Annotated in this window: 16 protein-coding genes; 11 read left to right on the top strand and 5 right to left on the bottom strand. The window is 58.4% G+C overall.

The window, feature by feature from the left end; all coding sequences use genetic code 11:
- Positions 1–84: 84 nt before the first annotated feature.
- Both glgA and glgP read left to right on the top strand, forming a co-directional pair.
- On the top strand, positions 85–1,518 hold the full coding sequence (gene glgA, locus ET34_RS0110475; RefSeq protein WP_031521832.1) for a glycogen synthase GlgA: 1,434 nt from the start codon (positions 85–87) through the stop codon (positions 1,516–1,518).
- Positions 1,519–1,621: 103 nt separating this feature from the next.
- On the top strand, positions 1,622–4,069 hold the full coding sequence (gene glgP, locus ET34_RS0110470; RefSeq protein WP_031521830.1) for a glycogen phosphorylase: 2,448 nt from the start codon (positions 1,622–1,624) through the stop codon (positions 4,067–4,069).
- Positions 4,070–4,141: 72 nt separating this feature from the next.
- Here the strand turns inward: glgP and glpD are convergent, their stop codons facing one another.
- On the bottom strand, positions 4,142–5,650 hold the full coding sequence (gene glpD, locus ET34_RS0110465; protein WP_031521828.1) for a glycerol-3-phosphate dehydrogenase: 1,509 nt from the start codon (positions 5,648–5,650) through the stop codon (positions 4,142–4,144).
- A 212-nt stretch (positions 5,651–5,862) separates the two neighbouring features.
- On the opposite strand from glpD, the gene glpE reads away from it, so the two are divergent.
- The 5 genes from glpE (at position 5,863) to ET34_RS0110440 (ending at position 8,693) form a co-directional block, all read left to right on the top strand.
- Entirely contained in the window at positions 5,863–6,192 is a 330-nt protein-coding gene (gene glpE, locus ET34_RS0110460) for a thiosulfate sulfurtransferase GlpE (RefSeq protein WP_031521827.1), read from the top strand.
- A gap of 64 nt (positions 6,193–6,256) precedes the next feature.
- The gene (gene glpG / locus ET34_RS0110455) at positions 6,257–7,087 is read left to right on the top strand and encodes a rhomboid family intramembrane serine protease GlpG (protein WP_031521825.1); all 831 of its coding nucleotides are present in this window, start codon (positions 6,257–6,259) and stop codon (positions 7,085–7,087) included.
- A 35-nt stretch (positions 7,088–7,122) separates the two neighbouring features.
- Positions 7,123–7,881 carry a DeoR/GlpR family transcriptional regulator gene (locus tag ET34_RS0110450; RefSeq protein WP_031521823.1) on the top strand — a complete coding sequence of 253 codons (759 nt, stop codon included), beginning with the start codon at positions 7,123–7,125 and terminating at the stop codon, positions 7,879–7,881.
- Between the two features lie 106 nt (positions 7,882–7,987).
- Positions 7,988–8,374 (top strand): type II toxin-antitoxin system RelE/ParE family toxin, encoded by a 387-nt coding sequence (locus ET34_RS0110445; protein ID WP_031521822.1) that lies wholly within the window; start codon positions 7,988–7,990, stop codon positions 8,372–8,374.
- Complete coding sequence (locus tag ET34_RS0110440; RefSeq protein ID WP_031521820.1) at positions 8,364–8,693, top strand: helix-turn-helix domain-containing protein; 330 nt, start codon at positions 8,364–8,366, stop codon at positions 8,691–8,693. The genes ET34_RS0110445 and ET34_RS0110440 overlap by 11 nt, the downstream gene beginning before the upstream one ends.
- A 31-nt stretch (positions 8,694–8,724) precedes the next feature.
- Here ET34_RS0110440 and malT read toward each other — a convergent pair whose 3' ends face one another.
- Entirely contained in the window at positions 8,725–11,430 is a 2,706-nt protein-coding gene (gene malT / locus ET34_RS0110435; protein ID WP_031521819.1) for an HTH-type transcriptional regulator MalT, read from the bottom strand.
- A 611-nt stretch (positions 11,431–12,041) separates the two neighbouring features.
- Here malT and malP point away from each other — a divergent pair.
- Both malP and malQ read left to right on the top strand, forming a co-directional pair.
- Complete coding sequence (gene malP, locus ET34_RS0110430; protein ID WP_031521817.1) at positions 12,042–14,444, top strand: maltodextrin phosphorylase; 2,403 nt, start codon at positions 12,042–12,044, stop codon at positions 14,442–14,444.
- Positions 14,445–14,453: 9 nt separating this feature from the next.
- On the top strand, positions 14,454–16,538 hold the full coding sequence (gene malQ, locus ET34_RS0110425) for a 4-alpha-glucanotransferase (RefSeq protein ID WP_031521816.1): 2,085 nt from the start codon (positions 14,454–14,456) through the stop codon (positions 16,536–16,538).
- Between the two features lie 72 nt (positions 16,539–16,610).
- Here malQ and nfuA read toward each other — a convergent pair whose 3' ends face one another.
- Together nfuA and gntX are read right to left on the bottom strand one after the other, a co-directional pair.
- A complete protein-coding gene (gene nfuA / locus ET34_RS0110420; protein WP_031521814.1) occupies positions 16,611–17,186 on the bottom strand; it encodes a Fe-S biogenesis protein NfuA in 576 nt (191 codons plus the stop codon).
- A 58-nt stretch (positions 17,187–17,244) separates the two neighbouring features.
- On the bottom strand, positions 17,245–17,928 hold the full coding sequence (gene gntX / locus ET34_RS0110415; protein WP_031521813.1) for a DNA utilization protein GntX: 684 nt from the start codon (positions 17,926–17,928) through the stop codon (positions 17,245–17,247).
- Positions 17,929–17,967: 39 nt separating this feature from the next.
- On the opposite strand from gntX, the gene bioH reads away from it, so the two are divergent.
- Positions 17,968–18,744 carry a pimeloyl-ACP methyl ester esterase BioH gene (bioH, locus tag ET34_RS0110410; RefSeq protein WP_031521811.1) on the top strand — a complete coding sequence of 259 codons (777 nt, stop codon included), beginning with the start codon at positions 17,968–17,970 and terminating at the stop codon, positions 18,742–18,744.
- Positions 18,745–18,879: 135 nt separating this feature from the next.
- Positions 18,880–19,149, top strand: coding sequence for a YdgH/BhsA/McbA-like domain containing protein (locus tag ET34_RS0110405; RefSeq protein ID WP_031521810.1), 270 nt, complete (start codon positions 18,880–18,882; stop codon positions 19,147–19,149).
- Positions 19,150–19,181: 32 nt separating this feature from the next.
- Here ET34_RS0110405 and feoC read toward each other — a convergent pair whose 3' ends face one another.
- Complete coding sequence (feoC, locus tag ET34_RS0110400) at positions 19,182–19,421, bottom strand: [Fe-S]-dependent transcriptional repressor FeoC (protein WP_031521808.1); 240 nt, start codon at positions 19,419–19,421, stop codon at positions 19,182–19,184.
- Positions 19,422–19,426 lie beyond the last annotated feature (5 nt).

Raw genomic sequence — 19,426 nt, 5'->3', positions numbered from 1 at the left:
TGTGTCGGGACACAAAGTGGGGCTACCGGCAAGCGCTGCCTTTTGCAGCGTACCGGATGCCTGGCTTATCGAACGGGAGCGATAATGCAGGTCTTACATGTATGTTCTGAAATTTTTCCTCTGCTGAAAACCGGCGGACTGGCGGATGTGATCGGCGCGTTACCTGCTGCGCAAATTGAGGGCGGGGTGGATACGCGCGTGCTGGTGCCTGCGTTCCCGGATATTCTGCGTGGCGTGGCGGATGCTAAAGCGGTGGCGACAGGCGAAAGCTTCGCCGGGGACTATACGCTGCTGTTCGGGCATTTTAACGGCGTGGGCATTTACCTGATTGATGCCCCGCACCTGTATGAGCGCCCCGGCAGCCCGTACCACGACACTAACCTCTACGCCTATACGGATAACGTGCTGCGCTTCGCGCTGCTCGGGTGGGTGGCTGCGGAGATGGCGTCTGGACTCGATCCGCTCTGGAAACCGGACATTGTGCACGCGCATGACTGGCACGCCGGGCTGGCACCGGCCTATATCGCCGCGCGCGGAGGTCCGGCAAAGACGGTGTTTACGGTGCACAACCTGGCCTATCAGGGCATGTTCTACGCCCATCATATGAACGATATCGATCTGCCCTGGTCCTTCTTCGATATGAATGGCCTGGAATTTAATGGTCAAATTTCGTACCTGAAGGCCGGACTCTTCTATGCTGATCATATTACTGCCGTCAGCCCGACCTATGCCCGGGAGATCACCGAACCGCAATTTGCCTACGGCATGGAAGGGCTGCTGAAGCAGCGCCAGCTGGAAGGACGTCTGAGCGGTATCCTTAACGGCGTTGATGGCAAGATCTGGGACCCGGCGCATGATTTGCTGCTTACCGCGCGCTACAACCGCGATACGCTCGAAGAGAAAGCCGAAAACAAGCGCCAGCTGCAAATTGCGATGGGGCTGAAAGTTAACGAAAAAATGCCGCTGTTTGCGGTAGTCAGCCGCCTGACCAGCCAGAAAGGGCTGGACCTGGTGCTGGAGGCGCTGCCCGGCCTGCTGGAGCAGGGCGGTCAGCTGGTGATTCTGGGCGCGGGCGATCCGGTGCTGCAGGAGGGCTTCCTTGCCGCGGCGGCTGAGCATCCCGGCCAGGTTGGGGTGCAGATTGGCTATCACGAGGCATTTTCGCATCGCATTATGGGTGGTGCCGACGTTATTCTGGTGCCGAGCCGATTTGAACCCTGCGGGCTGACCCAGCTTTACGGGCTGAAATACGGCACGCTGCCGCTGGTGCGGCGCACCGGTGGGCTGGCGGATACCGTATCTGACAGCTCGCTGGAGAACCTGGCGGACGGCATCGCCAGCGGTTTTGTGTTTGAGGACAGTAATGCCTGGTCGCTGCTCCGCGCGATCCGGCGCGCTTTCGTGTTGTGGTCCCGTCCGTCACTGTGGCGTTTCGTTCAGCGTCAGGCGATGGGTATGGACTTTAGCTGGCAGGTCGCGGCGCAATCCTATCGCGATCTCTATCAACGCTTGTTGTAAGTAGCGGATCTGACAGGCGATACAGTACGCCCTCCTGGCCTACCAGGCGGGCGTTACTTATGGCGTCTGATGGACACGTTCCTTGTACTGTGGAGCCACTGATATGAACGCACCCTTCACCTATGCCTCGCCGACGCTCAGCGTCGAGGCGCTGAAGCACTCTATCGCCTACAAGCTGATGTTTACCATCGGCAAAGATCCTGCCATCGCCAACAAGCATGAATGGCTAAACGCCACGCTGTTTGCGGTACGCGATCGCCTGGTGGAACGCTGGCTACGCTCCAACCGGGCGCAGCTCTCCCAGGAAACCCGCCAGGTCTATTACCTGTCGATGGAATTTCTCATTGGCCGCACCCTTTCCAATGCGCTGTTGTCGCTCGGGATTTATGACGATGTTAAAAACGCGCTGGAAGAGATGGGGCTTGATCTGGAAGAGCTGATCGACGAAGAGAATGATCCCGGCCTCGGCAACGGTGGCCTGGGGCGTCTGGCGGCCTGCTTCCTCGACTCCCTCGCCACCCTTGCGCTGCCGGGCCGCGGGTACGGCATCCGCTACGACTACGGCATGTTTAAGCAGAATATCGTTGATGGCCGCCAGAAAGAGTCGCCTGACTACTGGCTGGAGTACGGCAACCCGTGGGAGTTCAAGCGCCACAACACCCGCTATAAGGTGCGTTTCGGCGGTCGCATCCAGCAGGAAGGTAAGAAAACCCGCTGGGTAGAGACCGAAGAGATTCTGGCCGTAGCCTACGATCAGATCGTGCCGGGCTACGACACCGACGCTACCAACACGCTGCGCCTGTGGAATGCCCAGGCGAGCAGCGAGATCAACCTCGGCAAGTTCAACCAGGGTGATTACTTCGCAGCGGTGGAAGATAAAAACCACTCCGAGAACGTGTCGCGCGTGCTCTACCCGGACGACTCCACCTATTCTGGCCGCGAGCTGCGCCTGCGTCAGGAGTATTTCCTGGTGTCGGCGACGATTCAGGACATCCTCAATCGTCACTATATGCTGCATAAAACCTACAGCAACCTCGCGGGCAAGATCGCCATTCACCTGAACGACACCCACCCGGTGCTGTCGATTCCGGAGCTGATGCGGCTGCTGATCGACGATCATAAATTTAGCTGGGATGAAGCACTGGAAGTGACCTGCCAGGTATTCTCCTACACCAACCATACGCTGATGAGCGAGGCGCTGGAGACCTGGCCGGTAGACATGCTGGGTAAAATTCTGCCGCGCCATCTGCAGATTATTTTCGAAATCAACGACTACTTCCTGAAGACGCTTAAGGATCAGTATCCCAACGATACCGGTCTGCTGAGCCGCTGCTCCATTATCGATGAAACCAACGGGCGCCGGGTGCGCATGGCCTGGCTGGCGGTGGTGGTCAGCCACAAAGTGAACGGCGTGTCGGAGCTGCACTCGAACCTGATGGTGCAGTCGCTGTTCGCTGATTTCGCCGCCATCTTCCCGATGCGTTTTTGCAATGTGACCAACGGCGTCACGCCGCGCCGCTGGCTGGCGCTCGCCAACCCGCCGCTCTCTGAAGTGCTGGACGAGCATATCGGACGCACCTGGCGCACCGATCTCAGTCAGCTGAGCGAACTCAGCCAGCATATTGATTTCCCGCTGGTAAACCAGGCCGTGCGCCAGGCGAAGCTGGAAAACAAGAAACGGCTGGCGCATTACATTGCGCAGCATCTGAACGTGGTGGTGGACCCGAAAGCGCTGTTTGACGTGCAGATTAAGCGTATCCACGAGTACAAACGACAGCTGATGAATGTGCTGCACGTTATCACGCGCTACAACCGGATTAAGGCCGACCCGGACGCCGACTGGGTGCCGCGGGTGAATATCTTCGCCGGTAAGGCCGCCTCGGCGTACTACATGGCGAAGCACATTATTCATCTGATCAATGACGTGGCGAAGGTGATCAACAACGATCCGGTGATTGGCGATCGGCTGAAGGTGGTGTTCATTCCCAACTACAGCGTCAGCCTGGCGCAGATCATTATTCCGGCGGCCGATCTCTCCGAACAGATTTCGCTGGCCGGGACCGAGGCCTCAGGCACCAGCAACATGAAGTTTGCCCTCAACGGCGCGCTGACCATCGGTACGCTGGATGGGGCCAACGTCGAGATGCTGGAGCACGTCGGGGCGGAAAACATCTTCATCTTCGGTAATACCGCTGAGGAGGTCGAGACGCTGCGGCGCGAGGGCTACAAACCGCGTGAGTTCTACGAGCAGGATGAGGAGCTGCACCAGGTGCTGACGCAGATTGGCACCGGCGTGTTCAATCCTGACGAGCCAGGGCGCTATCGCGACCTGCTGGATTCACTGATTAACTTCGGCGATCACTATCAGGTTCTGGCGGATTTCCGCAGCTATGTGGACTGTCAGGACAAGGTGGACGAGCTGTATCGTCAGCCGGAACAGTGGACGACCACCGCCATGAACAACATCGCCAATATGGGCTACTTCTCGTCTGACCGAACCATTCAGGAGTATGCAGATAATATCTGGCACATCACGCCGGTGCGGTTGTAGCACCGCGCTGAGCGCGGGAAATAAAAAAGGCGGGTTGCTGAGGCACCCGCCTTTTTACTGGCTGCTTACTGATTACGACGCCAGAGAGAGCTGATGTTTCGCGCCATGTTGCGCCAGCCACTGCGCGACACGCGCCTGCTGTTCATCGGTCAGCCACATACCCAGCTTGGTACGACGCCAGATGGCATCATCAAGATGACGCACCCACTCATGTTCGACCAGATAACGCAGCTCGGCTTCGTAGAACTCGTGACCGAAGTCTTCGCCCAGCGCGCCGATGGAGGTGGCGTCATCCAGAATTAACGTGGCGTTGCTGCCATAGGTGCGGGCGTAATGGCGTGCCAGCGCTTCGCTGATAAACGGGTACTGGCGGCGCAGGATGGCGGCATAGCTGTCGCGATCTTTACCAATTTCACCACCCGGCAGGACGCAGTCTTTGGTCCACGCCGGCCCGATGCGATCGTAGTAGCCAGACAGTTTTTCCACTGCGTGCTCGGCCAGCTTACGGTAGGTGGTGAGCTTCCCACCGAAAACTGACAGCAGCGGCGCTTTGCCGTTCTCATCGTGAATGTCGAGAGTGTAATCGCGGGTGATGGCCTGCGGGGAGTCAGATTCATCATCGCACAGCGGACGCACGCCAGAGTAGGTCCAGGCGATGTCCTCGCGGCCCAGCTGCTTTTTGAAGTGCGCGTTGTAAACGTTCAGCAGATAGTCGATCTCGCTGTCATCGATTTTCACTGCTTTTGGATCGCCTTTGTACTCAACGTCGGTGGTGCCGATAATGGAGAACTCATCCATCCACGGGATGACAAACACGATACGCTTATCTTCGTTCTGCAGGATGTACGCCTGTTTTTCAGCATGCGCGCGCGGCACCACAATGTGGCTGCCTTTGATCAGGCGGATACCGTAAGGGGATTTGAGCTGCAGGCCTTCATCGAAGAAGTTTTTAACCCACGGACCGGTGGCGTTCACCAGACCTTTCGCTTTCCAGCTGAATTTTTCGCCGGTATCGATATCTTCCGCTTCCACGATCCACAGACCATTTTCACGGCGTGCAGAGGTGGCGCGGGTGCGGGTCATGACGTCGCCGCCTTTGCGGGTCACCATCTGCGCATTCGCCAGCACCATACGGGCATCGTCTACCCAGCAGTCAGAATATTCGAAACCGCGCACGATTTCCGGCTTCAGCACAGACGCTGCGCCAAATCGCAACCCTTTAGAGCCTGGCAGGCTGGTGCGTTTCCCGAGGTGATCGTACATAAACAGGCCCACGCGGATCATCCACGCCGGGCGCAGGTGCGGACGGTGCGGCAGACGGAAACGCATCGGGAACGCGATGTGCGGGGCCATTTTCAGCAGCACTTCACGCTCGGCCAGCGCTTCGCTCACCAGGCGGAACTCGTAGTGTTCAAGGTAGCGCAGCCCGCCGTGGATCAGTTTGGAACTGGCGGATGAAGTGGCGCACGCCAGATCCTGCGCTTCCAGCATCAGGACGGAAAGCCCACGCCCGGCAGCGTCTGCCGCTATCCCGGCACCGTTAATACCGCCCCCAATCACAATCAGATCTTTGGTTTCCATGCTGGCCTCGCAGATGTTCGTTAAAGCTCATAAATGTTCGTTATCGCTCATAATAGCAAGGAATCGCGCTTTTGGTAACATCAAAAAAACATTTTCGCGTGATATGCATAACATAATGGCGTTACGGTCAGCGTAAGACGTACACTTGACGCTAAAATGAAGCCGCCGCCCATGCGGCAAACCGTAAGACGTCACTGCATAAAGAGAGCACCATGGATCATTTTGAATGTATCAACGTAGAAGAAGCGCATCAGAAACTGCATCAGGGAGCGGCAGTGCTGGTCGACATTCGCGATCCGCAAAGTTACGCCATGGGCCACACACCGGGTGCCTTTCATCTCACCAACGACACGCTGCTGCCGTTTATGCAGAACCATGATTTTGAAACGCCGGTGATGGTGATGTGCTATCACGGCAACAGCAGCAAAGGCGCGGCGCAGTACCTGCTGCAGCAGGGCTTCGATAATGTTTACAGCGTTGATGGCGGGTTCGATGCCTGGCACCGTCATTTCCCGGCGGAAGTGGCGCGCGGAGAGGGTTGATGTCGCGTCCCGTCACGTTGTCCGGGTATACTGTTTTTCTTTGTATGGAAAAACGGCAGTCGCCATGTTGATGATTACTACTTTTGCCAACCCGCGAATGGCCCAGGCTTTCGTGGATTATATGGCGACCCAGGGGATCACCCTGACCCTGTCCCGGTCGGCGCAGAGCGAAGTCTGGCTGGCAGATGCCAGTCAGGAAACGCGCGTCAGATCGGCGCTTGAACAGTTCCTGCAGGACCCTTCACATCCCCGCTATCTGGCGGCAAGCTGGGAGTCAGGCCAGACCAACAGCGGCCTCGAATATCGCCGCTACTCTTTCCTGACCACGCTGCGTCAGAAAGCCGGGCCGCTGACGCTCGCGCTGATGGTGGCCTGTATTGTGGTCTATATCATTATGCAGGTTGCCGGTGACCAGGCGGTGATGGTTTGGCTGGCCTGGCCGTTCGATCCCTCATTGAAATTTGAATTCTGGCGCTACTTCAGCCATGCGCTGCTGCACTTCTCGCTGCTGCATATCGTCTTTAACCTGATGTGGTGGTGGTATCTTGGCGGCCCGGTGGAGAAGCGGCTGGGCAGCGGTAAGCTGTTGGTCATTGCCCTGATATCGGCCCTGCTCAGCGGCTTTGTGCAGGAGAAGTTTAGCGGTGCCTGGTTCGGTGGCCTGTCCGGCGTCGTTTATGCGCTGATGGGCTATGTCTGGCTGCGCGGCGAGCGCGATCCGGACAGCGGTATCAGCATGCCGCGCGGGCTGATTGCGTTTGCGCTGATCTGGCTTATCGCCGGCTGGTTCGATCTTTTCGGTCTTTCCATTGCCAATGCGGCGCACGTCACCGGCCTTGCCGTCGGCCTGGCGATGGCGTTGACCGATACTCTCAATGTGCGAAAACGAACATAAAAACAGATATCCGCTGATGTCTTCAGGAGAAGCGTGTGAAGCAAACACAACGTCATGATGCGATTATTGAGCTGGTAAAGAAGCAGGGATACGTCAGCACCGAGGAGCTGGTCGAGCAGTTCGCCGTCAGTCCGCAGACCATCCGCCGCGATTTGAACGACCTCGCAGAACAGAACATGATCCTGCGCCACCACGGCGGCGCAGCGCTGCCCTCCAGCTCGGTGAATACCCCGTGGCATGACCGCAAAGCGACGCAAACTGCCGAAAAAGCGCGTATCGCCTGGAAAGTGGCGAGCCAGATCCCGAACGGCGCGACGCTGTTTATTGATATCGGTACCACGCCGGAAGCGGTAGCCCACGCGCTGCTCGACCACGAAAACCTGCGCATTGTGACCAACAACCTTAACGTGGCGAACACGCTGATGGTGAAGGACGACTTCCGCATCATCCTCGCCGGCGGGGAGCTGCGCAGCCGCGACGGCGGTATTATCGGCGAAGCGACACTCGATTTTATCTCCCAGTTCCGCCTCGACTTCGGCATTCTTGGTATCAGCGGCATCGACAGCGACGGCTCGCTGCTGGAGTTCGACTACCACGAAGTGCGCACCAAGCGCGCGATTATTGAAAATTCCCGCCACGTGATGCTGGTGGTGGACCACTCCAAGTTTGGCCGCAACGCGATGGTCAACATGGGCAGCATCAGCATGGTAAACGCCGTCTATACCAACGCCAGCCCGCCCGCTGGCGTGCTGAAAGTGATACAGGATCACAACGTGCAGCTGGAGCTGTGTTGATAATTACCGCGCCAGTGTCTGAAACCCGCTACGGCGGGTTTTTTATTTTTTTGCAGCACGATATGGTAATGATTACTATAGTAACCATTACTACGTGAGGCGGCATATGGCGGTCTACCGCACAAGGATGTTTAATGGCAGTACAAAAAAGCTTGGGATTAGCGAGGCGGCATTGAAGAAAGCGGCATGTGAGGTGATCTCCGGCCTGTTTGATGCTGACCTGGGGGGCGGTGTGATTAAAAAGCGCGTGCCACTTCAACTGGGGAAAAGCGGCGGAGCGCGCACCATTGTCTTTTTTAGATCGGGAAGCCATCTTTTTTATTTTGATGGGTGGGCCAAAAGTGCCGTCAGCGGTAAGGGTGCCAAAGAAATCGACGATGATGAACTTATCGCCTATAAGAAATTTGCTGCGGTTTATCTGGGCTATGGCGAGGCTGAGCTATCCACGCTAATGGCCAGCGGACTGTTATTTGAGGTGAACGATGAGTACTAAACTCAACAACATGCTGGCTCATGCCAGAGAGCTTCAGGCGCTTGGCGTGATGTCCGATGCTGACGTGACGGAGATTGAAAATCTGGTAACGGCGCGCGCTATGGCTGAACGCATTGCACAGGTAAAAGCGATGAGTGGGGAAGAGATTAAGGCCTTGCGGGTGCGTTTTGGGCTTTCACAAACGCTTCTGGCACATATGCTGGGAATGTCGAAAGAGAGCGTGTCGAAGTGGGAACGTAACGAGATCAAACCAAGTGGACCTGCCTTGCGTATTCTGAATACGCTGGCAGCGAAAGGCCCGGAGGTTTTTGCCCTCTGAGGTGGCAGGCGTCTCAGCCGGCTCTGGCTGGTTACACCCCATACCCCATCATTTTCAACAGATGCTGCGCGTGCTGGACCGCATCCTGACGGTGCGCCACGCCGAGCTTCTGATAGAGATTACGGATATGGGTTTTGATGGTGGTCGCGGCCACGGCCAGCTCGCCGGCGATCTGGTCGTTGCTGTAGCCGGAATAAATCAGCCCTAACACCTGCCACTCGCGCTGGGTTAGCGGGCTGGTGCGAATGAGCTCCGGCACGTCCGGGTGCGTCAGCAGACGATTAACGAAACCTTCATCAAAGTGTGCAAACTTGTGGCGATGATGCTGGTTAATATCACGCAGAATGCGCTGGGCGCGATGCTGCTCAAGCTCCGGCAGGGTATTAAGCTGAATTAACTGGCGCAGCTGCTGCGCCATCGCCTCGCCTTCAATCACAAAGTGGCTGACGAACCCGGTGCGATTCGCCAGCGCCAGGGCTTCAATCAGCACGCGCTGGGCATCGCTTTTACGGCCTGCCTGCCAGTAAAGCTGATTCAGCAACAGCAGGTTGCGGTTGATGTCGCTCATCAGACGCAGGCTGCGCGCGTTCTCGTTCAGCTCCTCAAGCACCATCTCCGCCGGGTCAAAATCCCCCAGCAGGATCTGGGCGCGGGCAATGTTGCGCCACTGGCTTTGCAGGAAGTGGTTGTTTGCCACTTCCGGTTTCGGCGTCAGGCGCAGCCAGTTAGCTGCCGACTTTTTATCGCCGATCATTTGCCAGTAAATCACCCGCACTTTATCGGCGTTGGACACCCAGTCGCTGTGGTATTGCCCGTTACCGAGCAGGTTCTCAAGACGGTTAAGATGGCTGCGCGCGTTATCAAGATCGCCACGCGCCAGCGAGCACTGGACGATAATCGCCAGGCACTGCAGTTGCTGCTGTGGCTGATAGGTCGCCAGCACGTCCATTCCGCTGCGGGCAGCGGCCTCTGCTTCATCAAGCCGCGACCACGCCCACATCAGCTGAGCGCGGATGCGCTGCAGGAATTCGTGCAGCGGCAGCTGCTCAAGATGCTGTTCGCGGATCAGGACGAAGGCTTTCTCCTGCGTCTCCCAGGCGGCCTGCAAAAAGCCCTGGGCAAACAAAATTTCACTCTGCTGAATCAGGCTCCAGAGCGCGTACTGCCACACGTCGTGGCGACGCGCCATCTGCTCGGTCTGCTGCATCACCGACAACGATTTGGTGAGGTCGCCTTTACAGTGCAGCACTTCGCCATGCACCGACGTAGCGACGATGCGGCTGTAGAAGCTGGAGAGCGGTAGCATCTCCAGCGCCACCATCGCCAGCCGTTCAGCCTCTTCCGGGTCGCCGTCGTTAATGGCAACCTGGGCGCGCAGGGCATTGAATTCGCCATGCAGCGTGTCGTCCATGATGCCGCCGGTCTCCTGCTCAGCACGCGCCAGCAGAGTATTCACTTCGCTGTAGCGATGCTGGCTCTGCATCAGCCACGCCTGCAGCAGCACCAGTTTCGGATTCGCCAGCAGGCTGTCCCACGGCAGCGCTTTCAGCGACTCCTCCAGCAGCGTCAGTTCGCTGTGGTTGAACAGCGCCCAGGCGTGATTGAGCAGAATATCGCGCAGCATACTGGCGTCGCCTGCGGCCAGCGCGTGGTGGATAGCTTCGCTCGGGAAGCCCTGCGCCATCCAGCTTTCCGCTGCGGCGCGGTGAATATCGGGTAGCTCCATCGCCAGCTCCCACTGGCAGCGCTGGCGCAGGAAGCTGCCAAACAGCGGGTGATAGCTGAACCACTCTCCGGAGTCATCCATGCGCTGTAAAAACAGACCCTGGCGTTCAATCTCTTCCAGCCGCATCTGGCCGTTTTCTTCTCCGGTAACCCGTACGATCAGCGCATCGTTCATCGAGCGCAGCAGCGAGCTTTTCAGCAGGAAGTGGCGGGTAGCGATATCAACGTTATCCAGCACCTCATCCACCAGATAATCCGACAGGTGGCTGGACTGAATGCCGGCGAGGCGGCGTGCCGACTGATGGGCCGAATGGCTGCTCTGGCGTGCAGACAGCGCAATCAGCTGCAGCGCCGTCGCCCAGCCGGCAACGTCATCACACAGGCGGCTGCTTTCTGCCTGCTCAATGGGCGACGTAAGACGGCAGTCAAAAAACTGTTTGGCTTCCTGATGGGTAAACGCCAGCTGCTGGCTGCCGATCTCCAGTAGCTGATCGCGCACGCGCAGGTTGGCGATGCCGAGCTGGGGCAGATTGCGCGACATCACTACCAGCGTCAGGTTCTCCGGCTGATGGCGCAGGAAAAAGCGCATTGCTTCGTGGATCACCGGATTGGTAATCAGATGGTAATCATCAATCACCAGATAAACCGGGCGCTGCCAGTTGGCAAGCTCGATAAATAACTGAGAGAACAGGGACGTCAGGCTGGCGTACTGGCGTTTTTGCGCCATCACTTCACTACTGGCGCAGTAGCCGTCCGTTGCCTGCTGAAGGGCGGCAATGAGATAGCTGGCGAAGCGCTCCTGCTGATTATCGCCTTCATCCAGCGAGTACCAGCCAAGCTCGGTTTTTCCCGCAGCCCACTGGGAGATCAGCGTGGTTTTTCCGTAGCCTGCCGGGCTGGTCACTAATGCCAGACGGTAATTATTGGCGGAAGATAATTTTGCCAGCAGGCGATCGCGAACCACAGTATTCTCAAGACGGACCGGGCGACTTAATTTCGATGGGATCAACATAGTCAGTCACTTCACTGTGCAGGAACGGAAATAATGATTTTTTTTGCGCTTCGTAATTAATTAGTAATTAAGGTCGGCCAGATTTCTCTTTATTGCAAGTTATGTCTGGATCTGCGCGGTTCGAATTTGCACTCTGTCACATTTCTATTAGCGACATGAATAAATTGTTGGTTTTGCCGTCAGAGGCGCATGGCGTAAGGGCTGGAGGTTTATTAACCGCTGCGCTGTTTCAGGCAAGCGCAGCGCCTGAGCAGGGCGAGAATATACTTTTGTTACGTAGTCAACGGTGAAAAGAGACGGCGAATCTGTGCCGTTTGGTAATTTTTTGTCAGTACTGTTAATCCTGTGGTTATTATTTATAAAACGCGTTTTCATATTTCGTAAATGATGCGCGGTTATGCTCGTTTTTTTTCGTATTACTGTTTACCGGGCGCAGCGCTTATTTCCGGTACGATTACTGCTTCATTGCAGGGTATTTCACATGCGATCGGGACGGCTCCTCCCCGCTGCTCATCCCTGTCTAATCCGGGCCAGGATGAGGACGCATTTCGGGCCGCCAGGCACACTAGGCGCAATGCTCAATTTCACTTTTAACAGGACTCCCGTTCCCTATGTCTCAGCCTGATTTCAACAACGCGCAATTTGAGGCTGCACTGACGCGTCAGTGGCAGCGTTTTGGTCTGCAAACCGCTGCGGAGATGACGCAGCAGCAGTGGTGGCATGCGGTTAGCGGCGCGCTGGCGGAACTGCTCGCCGCCCGGCCAGTAAACCAGCCTGTGGCGCAGCAGCGTCATGTGAACTACATCTCGATGGAGTTTCTGATTGGCCGTCTCACCGGTAACAACCTGCTCAATCTCGGCTGGTATCAGGCGGTAAGCGACGTGCTGAAAGCACATGACGTGAACCTGACCGATCTACTGGAAGAAGAAGTGGACCCGGCGCTCGGCAACGGCGGCCTTGGGCGCCTTGCTGCATGCTTCCTTGATTCAATGGCCACCGTCGGCCAGCCCGCGACCGGTTATGGGCTGAACTACCAGTACGGCCTGTTCCGCCAGTCCTTCAAAGAGGGGCAGCAGCAGGAAGCGCCGGACGACTGGCACCGCGGCAGCTATCCGTGGTTCCGCCATAACAGCGCGCTGGATGTGCAGGTCGGCGTCGGCGGCAAAGTGGTGAAAAACGGCCGCAGCCTGCGCTGGGAGCCGGGTTTTGTGATGGTCGGCCAGGCATGGGATCTGCCGGTGCTCGGCTATCGTAACGGCGTCGCGCAGCCGCTGCGCCTGTGGCAGGCGACGCACGCTCACCCGTTCGACCTGACGAAGTTCAACGACGGCGAGTTCCTGAAAGCCGAGCAGCAGGGCATTGACGCTGAAAAGCTCACTAAAGTGCTCTATCCGAACGACAACCATCAGGCCGGGAAAAAGCTGCGCCTGATGCAGCAGTATTTCCAGTGCGCCTGTTCCGTGGCCGACATTCTGCGCCGTCATCATCAGGCGGGACGCAAACTGCATGCGCTGCCGGATTACGAAGTGATTCAGCTGAACGATACGCACCCGACCATTGCCATTCCGGAACTGATGCGCGTGCTGCTCGATGAGCATCAGCTCGACTGGGACGCGGCCTGGACCATCACCAGCCGCACCTTTGCCTATACCAACCATACCCTGATGCCGGAAGCGCTGGAGTGCTGGGACGAGCGCCTGGTGCGCCAGCTCCTGCCACGCCATATGCTTATCATCAAAGAGATTAACGAGCGCTTCAAAAAGCAGGTTAACCAGACCTGGCCTGGGGATGACGCGGTATGGGCGAAGCTTGCTGTGGTGCATAACAAGCAGGTCCGTATGGCGAACCTGTGCGTGGTGAGCGGTTTTGCGGTGAACGGCGTGGCGGCACTGCACTCGGATCTGGTGGTGAAGGATCTGTTCCCGGAGTATCACCAGCTGTGGCCAAACAAGTTCCATAACGTCACCAACGGCATCACGCCGCGTCGCTGGATCAAGCAGTGCAACCCGGCACTGGCCGCGCTGCTGGATAAGACGCTGAAAAAAGAGTGGGCCAACGATCTGGATGTGCTGCAGGGGCTGGAGAAGTATGCGGATGACGCCGCATTCCGCCAGACCTACCGCGACATCAAACATGACAACAAGGTGAAGCTGGCCGCGTTTGTTAAGGCGCGTACCGGAATCGACATTAACACCGACGCCATTTTCGATATTCAGATCAAACGCCTGCACGAATACAAGCGCCAGCACCTGAACCTGCTGCACATCGTGGCGCTGTATCATGAAATTCGCGACAACCCGCAGGCGAACCGCGTTCCCCGCGTCTTCCTGTTCGGTGCCAAAGCTGCACCGGGTTATTACCTGGCAAAAAACATCATCTATGCCATTAATAAAGTAGCGGACGTGATTAACAACGACCCGAAAGTGGGGGATGCGCTGAAAGTGGTGTTCCTGCCGGACTACTGCGTCTCGGCGGCGGAAGTCATGATCCCGGCGGCAGACGTCTCGGAGCAGATCTCCACAGCGGGGAAAGAAGCGTCCGGCACCGGCAACATGAAGCTGGCGCTCAACGGGGCGCTCACGGTCGGCACGCTCGACGGTGCTAATGTTGAGATCGCCGAACAGGTAGGCGAAGACAATATCTTTATTTTCGGCCACACCGTGGAGCAGGTGAAAGCCCTGAAAGCCAAAGGTTACGACCCGGTGAAGTGGCGCAAAAAAGATAAGGCGCTGGACGCAGTGCTGAAGGCGCTGGAAAGCGGCACATTCAGCGACGGCGATAAGCACGCTTTCGATCAGATGCTGCACAGCATCGGTAAGCAGGGCGGCGATCCTTATCTGGTGATGGCGGACTTCAGCGCATATGTCGAAGCGCAGCGTCAAGTCGATGCGCTGTACCGCGACCAGGAGGCGTGGACCCGGGCTGCCATTCTGAATACCGCCCGCTGCGGCATGTTCAGTTCTGACCGCTCGATCCGCGACTATCAGCAACGAATCTGGCAGGCCAAACGCTAAGGAACCGCCATGGACAGCAAACAGCTGGAAAAAGCCGCGCAGGCGGCAGGTATCAGCCCAACGTATATCAACGCGCACGGCAAGCCGCAGGCGGTTCCGGATGACAGCCGTCAGCGTTTGCTGGACGCCATGCACCGCCCGGCGGCTAAAGAGGCTACCGCGCCGCTGCCGCCCGTGCGGGTATTCACCCGCGGCGCGAAAATGGCGTTACCGTTGCAGGGAAAGGGCGACTTCAGCTGGCAGCTGACGACCGAACAGGGCAAGCAGCATAGCGGCGACGCCTCAGCGGGAAGCGATCTCTTGCTGCCGGCGCGTCTGCCGGAGGGGTATCACACCCTGACGCTGACCCGAAAAAAACAGCAGTGGCAATGCCGCATTATTATCGCCCCGAAACGCTGCTACGAGCCGCAGGCGCTGCGCAACGGCGAAAAAATCTGGGGTGCCTGCGTGCAGCTTTACACCCTGCGCTCGGAAAAAAACTGGGGTATCGGCGACTTCGGCGATCTGAAAGCGATGCTGGATGATGTCGGCGCGCGCGGCGGGGCGTTTATCGGCCTGAACCCGATTCATGCGCTCTATCCGGCCAACCCGGAGAGCGCCAGCCCTTACAGCCCGTCGTCGCGCCGCTGGCTCAACGTGATCTATATCGACGTTAATGCGGTTGAGGATTTTGTCCACAGTAAGCCGGCCCAGGCGTGGTGGAAAAAGCCCGCCACGCAGCAGGCGCTGAGGCAGGCGCGTGAAGCGGAGTGGGTCGATTACGCGGCGGTGACGGCGCTGAAGCTCACCGCGCTGCGCATGGCGTGGACGCAGTTTGCCCTGCGCGGTGCCGATGATGAACAGAAAGCGGCGTTCCGCGACTTTGCGGCGCGCGAAGGCGAAGGCCTGTTCTGGCAGGCCGCCTTTGACGCGCTGCACGCCCATCAGGTGAAACAGGACCCGCTGCGCTGGGGATGGCCGGCATGGCCGGAAGCCCTGCAGCGCACCTCCAGCCCGGAAGTACAGGCATTTTGCGAGCAGCACGCGGATGACGTGGAGTTTTACCTGTGGCTGCAGTGGCTGGCGTATTGCCAGTTCCAGGCCTGCTGGGAAACCAGCCAACAGCATGGGATGCCGGTTGGCCTCTACCGCGACCTGGCGGTTGGCGTCGCCGAGGGCGGGTCGGAAACCTGGTGCGACCGCGAGCTCTACTGCCTGAAAGCCTCGGTTGGCGCGCCGCCGGATATTCTGGGGCCGCTGGGCCAGAACTGGGGGCTGCCGCCGATGGACCCGCACGTCATGAACGCGCGAGGCTATGAGCCGTTCATCGCTCTGTTGCGCGCCAACATGACCCACTGCGGGGCACTGCGCATCGATCACGTGATGTCGATGCTGCGCCTGTGGTGGATACCCTACGGAGAAACGGCGGATAAGGGCGCTTACGTCTACTATCCGGTGGACGATCTGCTGGCGATCCTCGCGCTGGAGAGCCAGCGTCATCAGTGCATGGTGATCGGCGAAGATCTCGGTACCGTGCCTGTGGAGATTGTCGGCAAACTGCGCCGCAGCGGCGTGTACTCTTACAAAGTGCTCTACTTTGAAAACGACAACACGCAGTTCCGCGCGCCTGAAGCGTGGCCTGCACAGTCAATGGCGGTCGCGACCACTCACGATCTGCCCACGTTGCGCGGATACTGGGAGAGCGGCGATCTGACGCTGGGTAAAACCCTGGGTCTTTATCCTGATGAAGAAGTGCTGCGCGGGCTGCATGCAGACCGTGAGCGGGCAAAGCAGGGGCTGCTGGAGGCGCTGCACGCGGCGGGCTGTCTGCCCAAACGCACCGGCCATCGGGCGAAGAGTATGAAAATGACGCCGACGCTGAACCGGGCGATGCAGCGCTATATTGCCGACACGCAAAGCGCGCTGTTGGGGCTGCAGCCGGAAGACTGGCTGGACATGGCGGCACCGGTCAACGTGCCTGGCACCAGCGATCAGTATAAAAACTGGCGGCGTAAGCTCACCACCTCGCTGGAAGCGATGTTCTCGGATGAGGCGATCAACCGCCTGCTCAGGGATCTGGATAAACACCGCCGCGCCGCAGGTAAGAAACACTAAGCCAGCCGGTCAGGCTTCAGAAATAACAACGCCCGCATAAGCGGGCGTTTTGTCTGCCGGGCGGGCGATAACTCAGTAGTAAGAGTGCTCGCCGCGCTGGTGCTCGGTGAGATCGCGCACGCCTTTCAGCTCCGGGAACTCGTTCAGCAGCTGCTTTTCGATCCCTTCTTTCAGCGTCACATCCACCATCGAACAACCGTTACAGCCGCCGCCGAACTGCAGGATGGCGTAGCCTTCATCGGTGATCTCCATCAGCGTTACGCGACCGCCGTGGCCTGCCAGCTGCGGGTTGATCTGCGACTGCAGCAGATACTCCACGCGCTCCATCAGCGGTGCATCATCAGCCACCTTGCGCATTTTGGCGTTCGGAGCTTTCAGCGTCAGCTGAGAACCCAGCTGGTCGGTGACGAAATCAATCTCGGCGTCTTCAAGGTACGGGGCACTCAGCTCATCCACGTAGGCGGTGATCTGCTCGAATTTCAGCTCGGTATCGCTGGCTTCAACCGCGTCCGGCGGGCAGTAAGAGACGCCGCATTCGGCATTAGGGGTACCCGGGTTAATCACGAAAACGCGGATCTGCGTTCCTTCTTCCTGGTTTGCCAGGAGTTTTACGAAGTGAGCCTGGGCTGCATCGGAAATACGAATCATAGCAATGGCCTAATAGTTGACTATTTTAGTTGGTTATAATACGCCCATCATCGAGGGTCTACAAGGTTCGACACAGGCACCACACCTGGACCGTCGCCGCGCCGTTGCGCTTAAGCAGGCGCGTGATTTCCGCGACGGTGCTGCCGGTGGTTACGACATCATCCACGATAACCATATGGCGACCCGCTACCGGCAATTCAAGGCGGAAGGCGTTTTTCAGGTTGTTTTTCCTGAGCCTGGCGCTGAGCTGATGCTGGACCGCTGCCGGGCGAACGCGCGTCAGCGCGTCGGGCGCGTAATCACAGCACAGCCGCGCACTGAGCCACGCCGCGAGCAGATGGCTCTGGTTATAACCGCGTGACCAGCCGCGCCGACGATGCAGCGGGACGCACACCATCATATCGGGCTGCCCCAGCCCGGATTCACGCCGCGCCGCCAGTACCCGCAGGGCCAGCAGCCGGGCGAGGGCAGGGGCCAGCGCCGGCGTATTGTGGAACTTAAAGTGCTGCACCAGCCCGCTGAGCGGCGCAGCGTAATCGCTCACGCACACCAGACGCTCCCACGGTGGCGGCGTTTGCAGACAGCGTCCGCACGCGTGCCTGGCATGTGCCGAGGGCAGTCCGCAGCGCGGGCAGAGGCACGGGAGGGCACGCAGCGCGGCGGCACAGCACGAGCAGATCCCCCACTGCGCCAGCCGCAGCGGCAGATGGCATAGCCAGCACAGCCCCGGTACTGATAGCATGACGCGCTTCCTTGCTTGAAATAATGAGAACAGTAACTGATGAACGACATCTGGTGGCAGACCAAAGGAGAGGGAAAATGTCATCTTGTGCTGCTGCACGGATGGGGGCTGAATGCCGAGGTATGGCATTGCATTACTGAGGAACTCGCCTCGCATTTCACGCTGCATCTGGTCGATCTGCCCGGCTATGGCCGCAGTCAGGGATTCGGTGCGCTGTCGCTTGATGAGATGGCGGATTGCGTGGTGAAACACGCCCCGGAACAGGCAATCTGGCTGGGCTGGAGCCTCGGCGGGCTGGTGGCGAGCAGCGTGGCGCTGCGCTATCCCGGGCGCGTACAGGCGCTGGTAACTGTAGCCTCGTCCCCCTGCTTTAGCGCCCGCGACGACTGGCCGGGCATCAAGCCAGAGGTGCTGGCTAACTTCCAGCAGCAGCTGAGTGAGGATTTCCAGCGCACGGTGGAGCGTTTCCTGGCGCTGCAAACACTTGGTACGGAAACGGCGCGTCAGGATGCGCGAGCGCTGAAAAACGTGGTGCTGGCGCAGCCTGCTCCGTCGCTGGCAGTGTTGAATGCCGGGCTGGAGATCCTGAAAACCGCCGATCTGCGCGCGCCGCTGGAAAACCTGACGCTGCCATTTTTACGGCTCTATGGACGGCTGGACGGGCTGGTCCCGCGCGCTATCTCCCCGCTGCTGGACGAGCGCCTGCCGCACAGCAGCTCGCATATTTTCCCTAAAGCCGCGCACGCGCCGTTTATTTCGCACCCTGAACTGTTCTGCGAGGCGCTGACCGCGCTGAAAAGCCGCATCGGCAATTAAGAAAGCGTCCGCGTTGCAAATATCGCCTGGTGAAACAATACTCAAAAGAGCATCGCCTGCCGTTCTGCCTGCGTAGCAGGTACGAAGGGCAAGGGTGCCCCATCGCAATTACCCATTTCAAGGAGAGTCATGGCTATGAAACGTGTAACAGGTATTGTCGCAGCACTGCTCATCGGCTCACTGTCTGCCGGCGCGTATGCCGCAGAAGAGCTGCAGAAGGATAAAGTTAAAGAGATGAATCTGACCAAGGTCGGGGATATCTCTATCGCGGAAGGTTCAGCGCCGATGGACGCCAAAGAAGAGCTGTCCAAAAAAGCGGATGAGCTGGGCGGAAAATATTACGTCATCACCAGCGGCCAGAAACACGGCAAAGACATCCACGCCACCGCCGAAGTGTATAAGTAAGAACGGTACAAAGGCGGGAGTTCCCGCCTTATTTACTGGCGCAGCATCCACCAGCGCGGCTGGCAGGCTTTCCCCTCTGGGCATGTCCGACACTGCCCGCTAAAACAGCCATCTACCTCAACGGCAACACATGTCGCCCGGCCCATCGCCTCCAGACGCATCAGCATCGCTTCCACCAGCGGCAGCGGCGTTGCGGTGCGCTGACTGATCTGCGCCGCCTGTAGCCGCCCTTCCAGCGCTAACATGTCGCGTATCGCCATCAGACTTGTCATGACAT

The sequence above is a fragment of the Siccibacter colletis genome (assembly GCF_000696575.1).
Taxonomy (GTDB): domain Bacteria; phylum Pseudomonadota; class Gammaproteobacteria; order Enterobacterales; family Enterobacteriaceae; genus Siccibacter; species Siccibacter colletis.
This window is presented reverse-complemented; position numbering and strand designations above follow the sequence as displayed.

What these genes read in the sequence shown, in the direction of transcription:
- ET34_RS0110445 (WP_031521822.1), top strand. Translation starts at nt 7,988, where the DNA reads ATGGCGGTCTACCGCACAAGGATGTTTAATGGCAGTACAAAAAAGCTT.
- malT (WP_031521819.1), bottom strand. Translation starts at nt 11,430, where the DNA reads ATGTTGATCCCATCGAAATTAAGTCGCCCGGTCCGTCTTGAGAATACT.
- ET34_RS0110440 (WP_031521820.1), top strand. Translation starts at nt 8,364, where the DNA reads ATGAGTACTAAACTCAACAACATGCTGGCTCATGCCAGAGAGCTTCAG.
- glgA (WP_031521832.1), top strand. Translation starts at nt 85, where the DNA reads ATGCAGGTCTTACATGTATGTTCTGAAATTTTTCCTCTGCTGAAAACC.
- glpE (WP_031521827.1), top strand. Translation starts at nt 5,863, where the DNA reads ATGGATCATTTTGAATGTATCAACGTAGAAGAAGCGCATCAGAAACTG.
- feoC (WP_031521808.1), bottom strand. Translation starts at nt 19,421, where the DNA reads ATGACAAGTCTGATGGCGATACGCGACATGTTAGCGCTGGAAGGGCGG.
- nfuA (WP_031521814.1), bottom strand. Translation starts at nt 17,186, where the DNA reads ATGATTCGTATTTCCGATGCAGCCCAGGCTCACTTCGTAAAACTCCTG.
- bioH (WP_031521811.1), top strand. Translation starts at nt 17,968, where the DNA reads ATGAACGACATCTGGTGGCAGACCAAAGGAGAGGGAAAATGTCATCTT.
- glpG (WP_031521825.1), top strand. Translation starts at nt 6,257, where the DNA reads ATGTTGATGATTACTACTTTTGCCAACCCGCGAATGGCCCAGGCTTTC.
- malQ (WP_031521816.1), top strand. Translation starts at nt 14,454, where the DNA reads ATGGACAGCAAACAGCTGGAAAAAGCCGCGCAGGCGGCAGGTATCAGC.
- glgP (WP_031521830.1), top strand. Translation starts at nt 1,622, where the DNA reads ATGAACGCACCCTTCACCTATGCCTCGCCGACGCTCAGCGTCGAGGCG.
- gntX (WP_031521813.1), bottom strand. Translation starts at nt 17,928, where the DNA reads ATGCTATCAGTACCGGGGCTGTGCTGGCTATGCCATCTGCCGCTGCGG.
- ET34_RS0110405 (WP_031521810.1), top strand. Translation starts at nt 18,880, where the DNA reads ATGAAACGTGTAACAGGTATTGTCGCAGCACTGCTCATCGGCTCACTG.
- malP (WP_031521817.1), top strand. Translation starts at nt 12,042, where the DNA reads ATGTCTCAGCCTGATTTCAACAACGCGCAATTTGAGGCTGCACTGACG.
- glpD (WP_031521828.1), bottom strand. Translation starts at nt 5,650, where the DNA reads ATGGAAACCAAAGATCTGATTGTGATTGGGGGCGGTATTAACGGTGCC.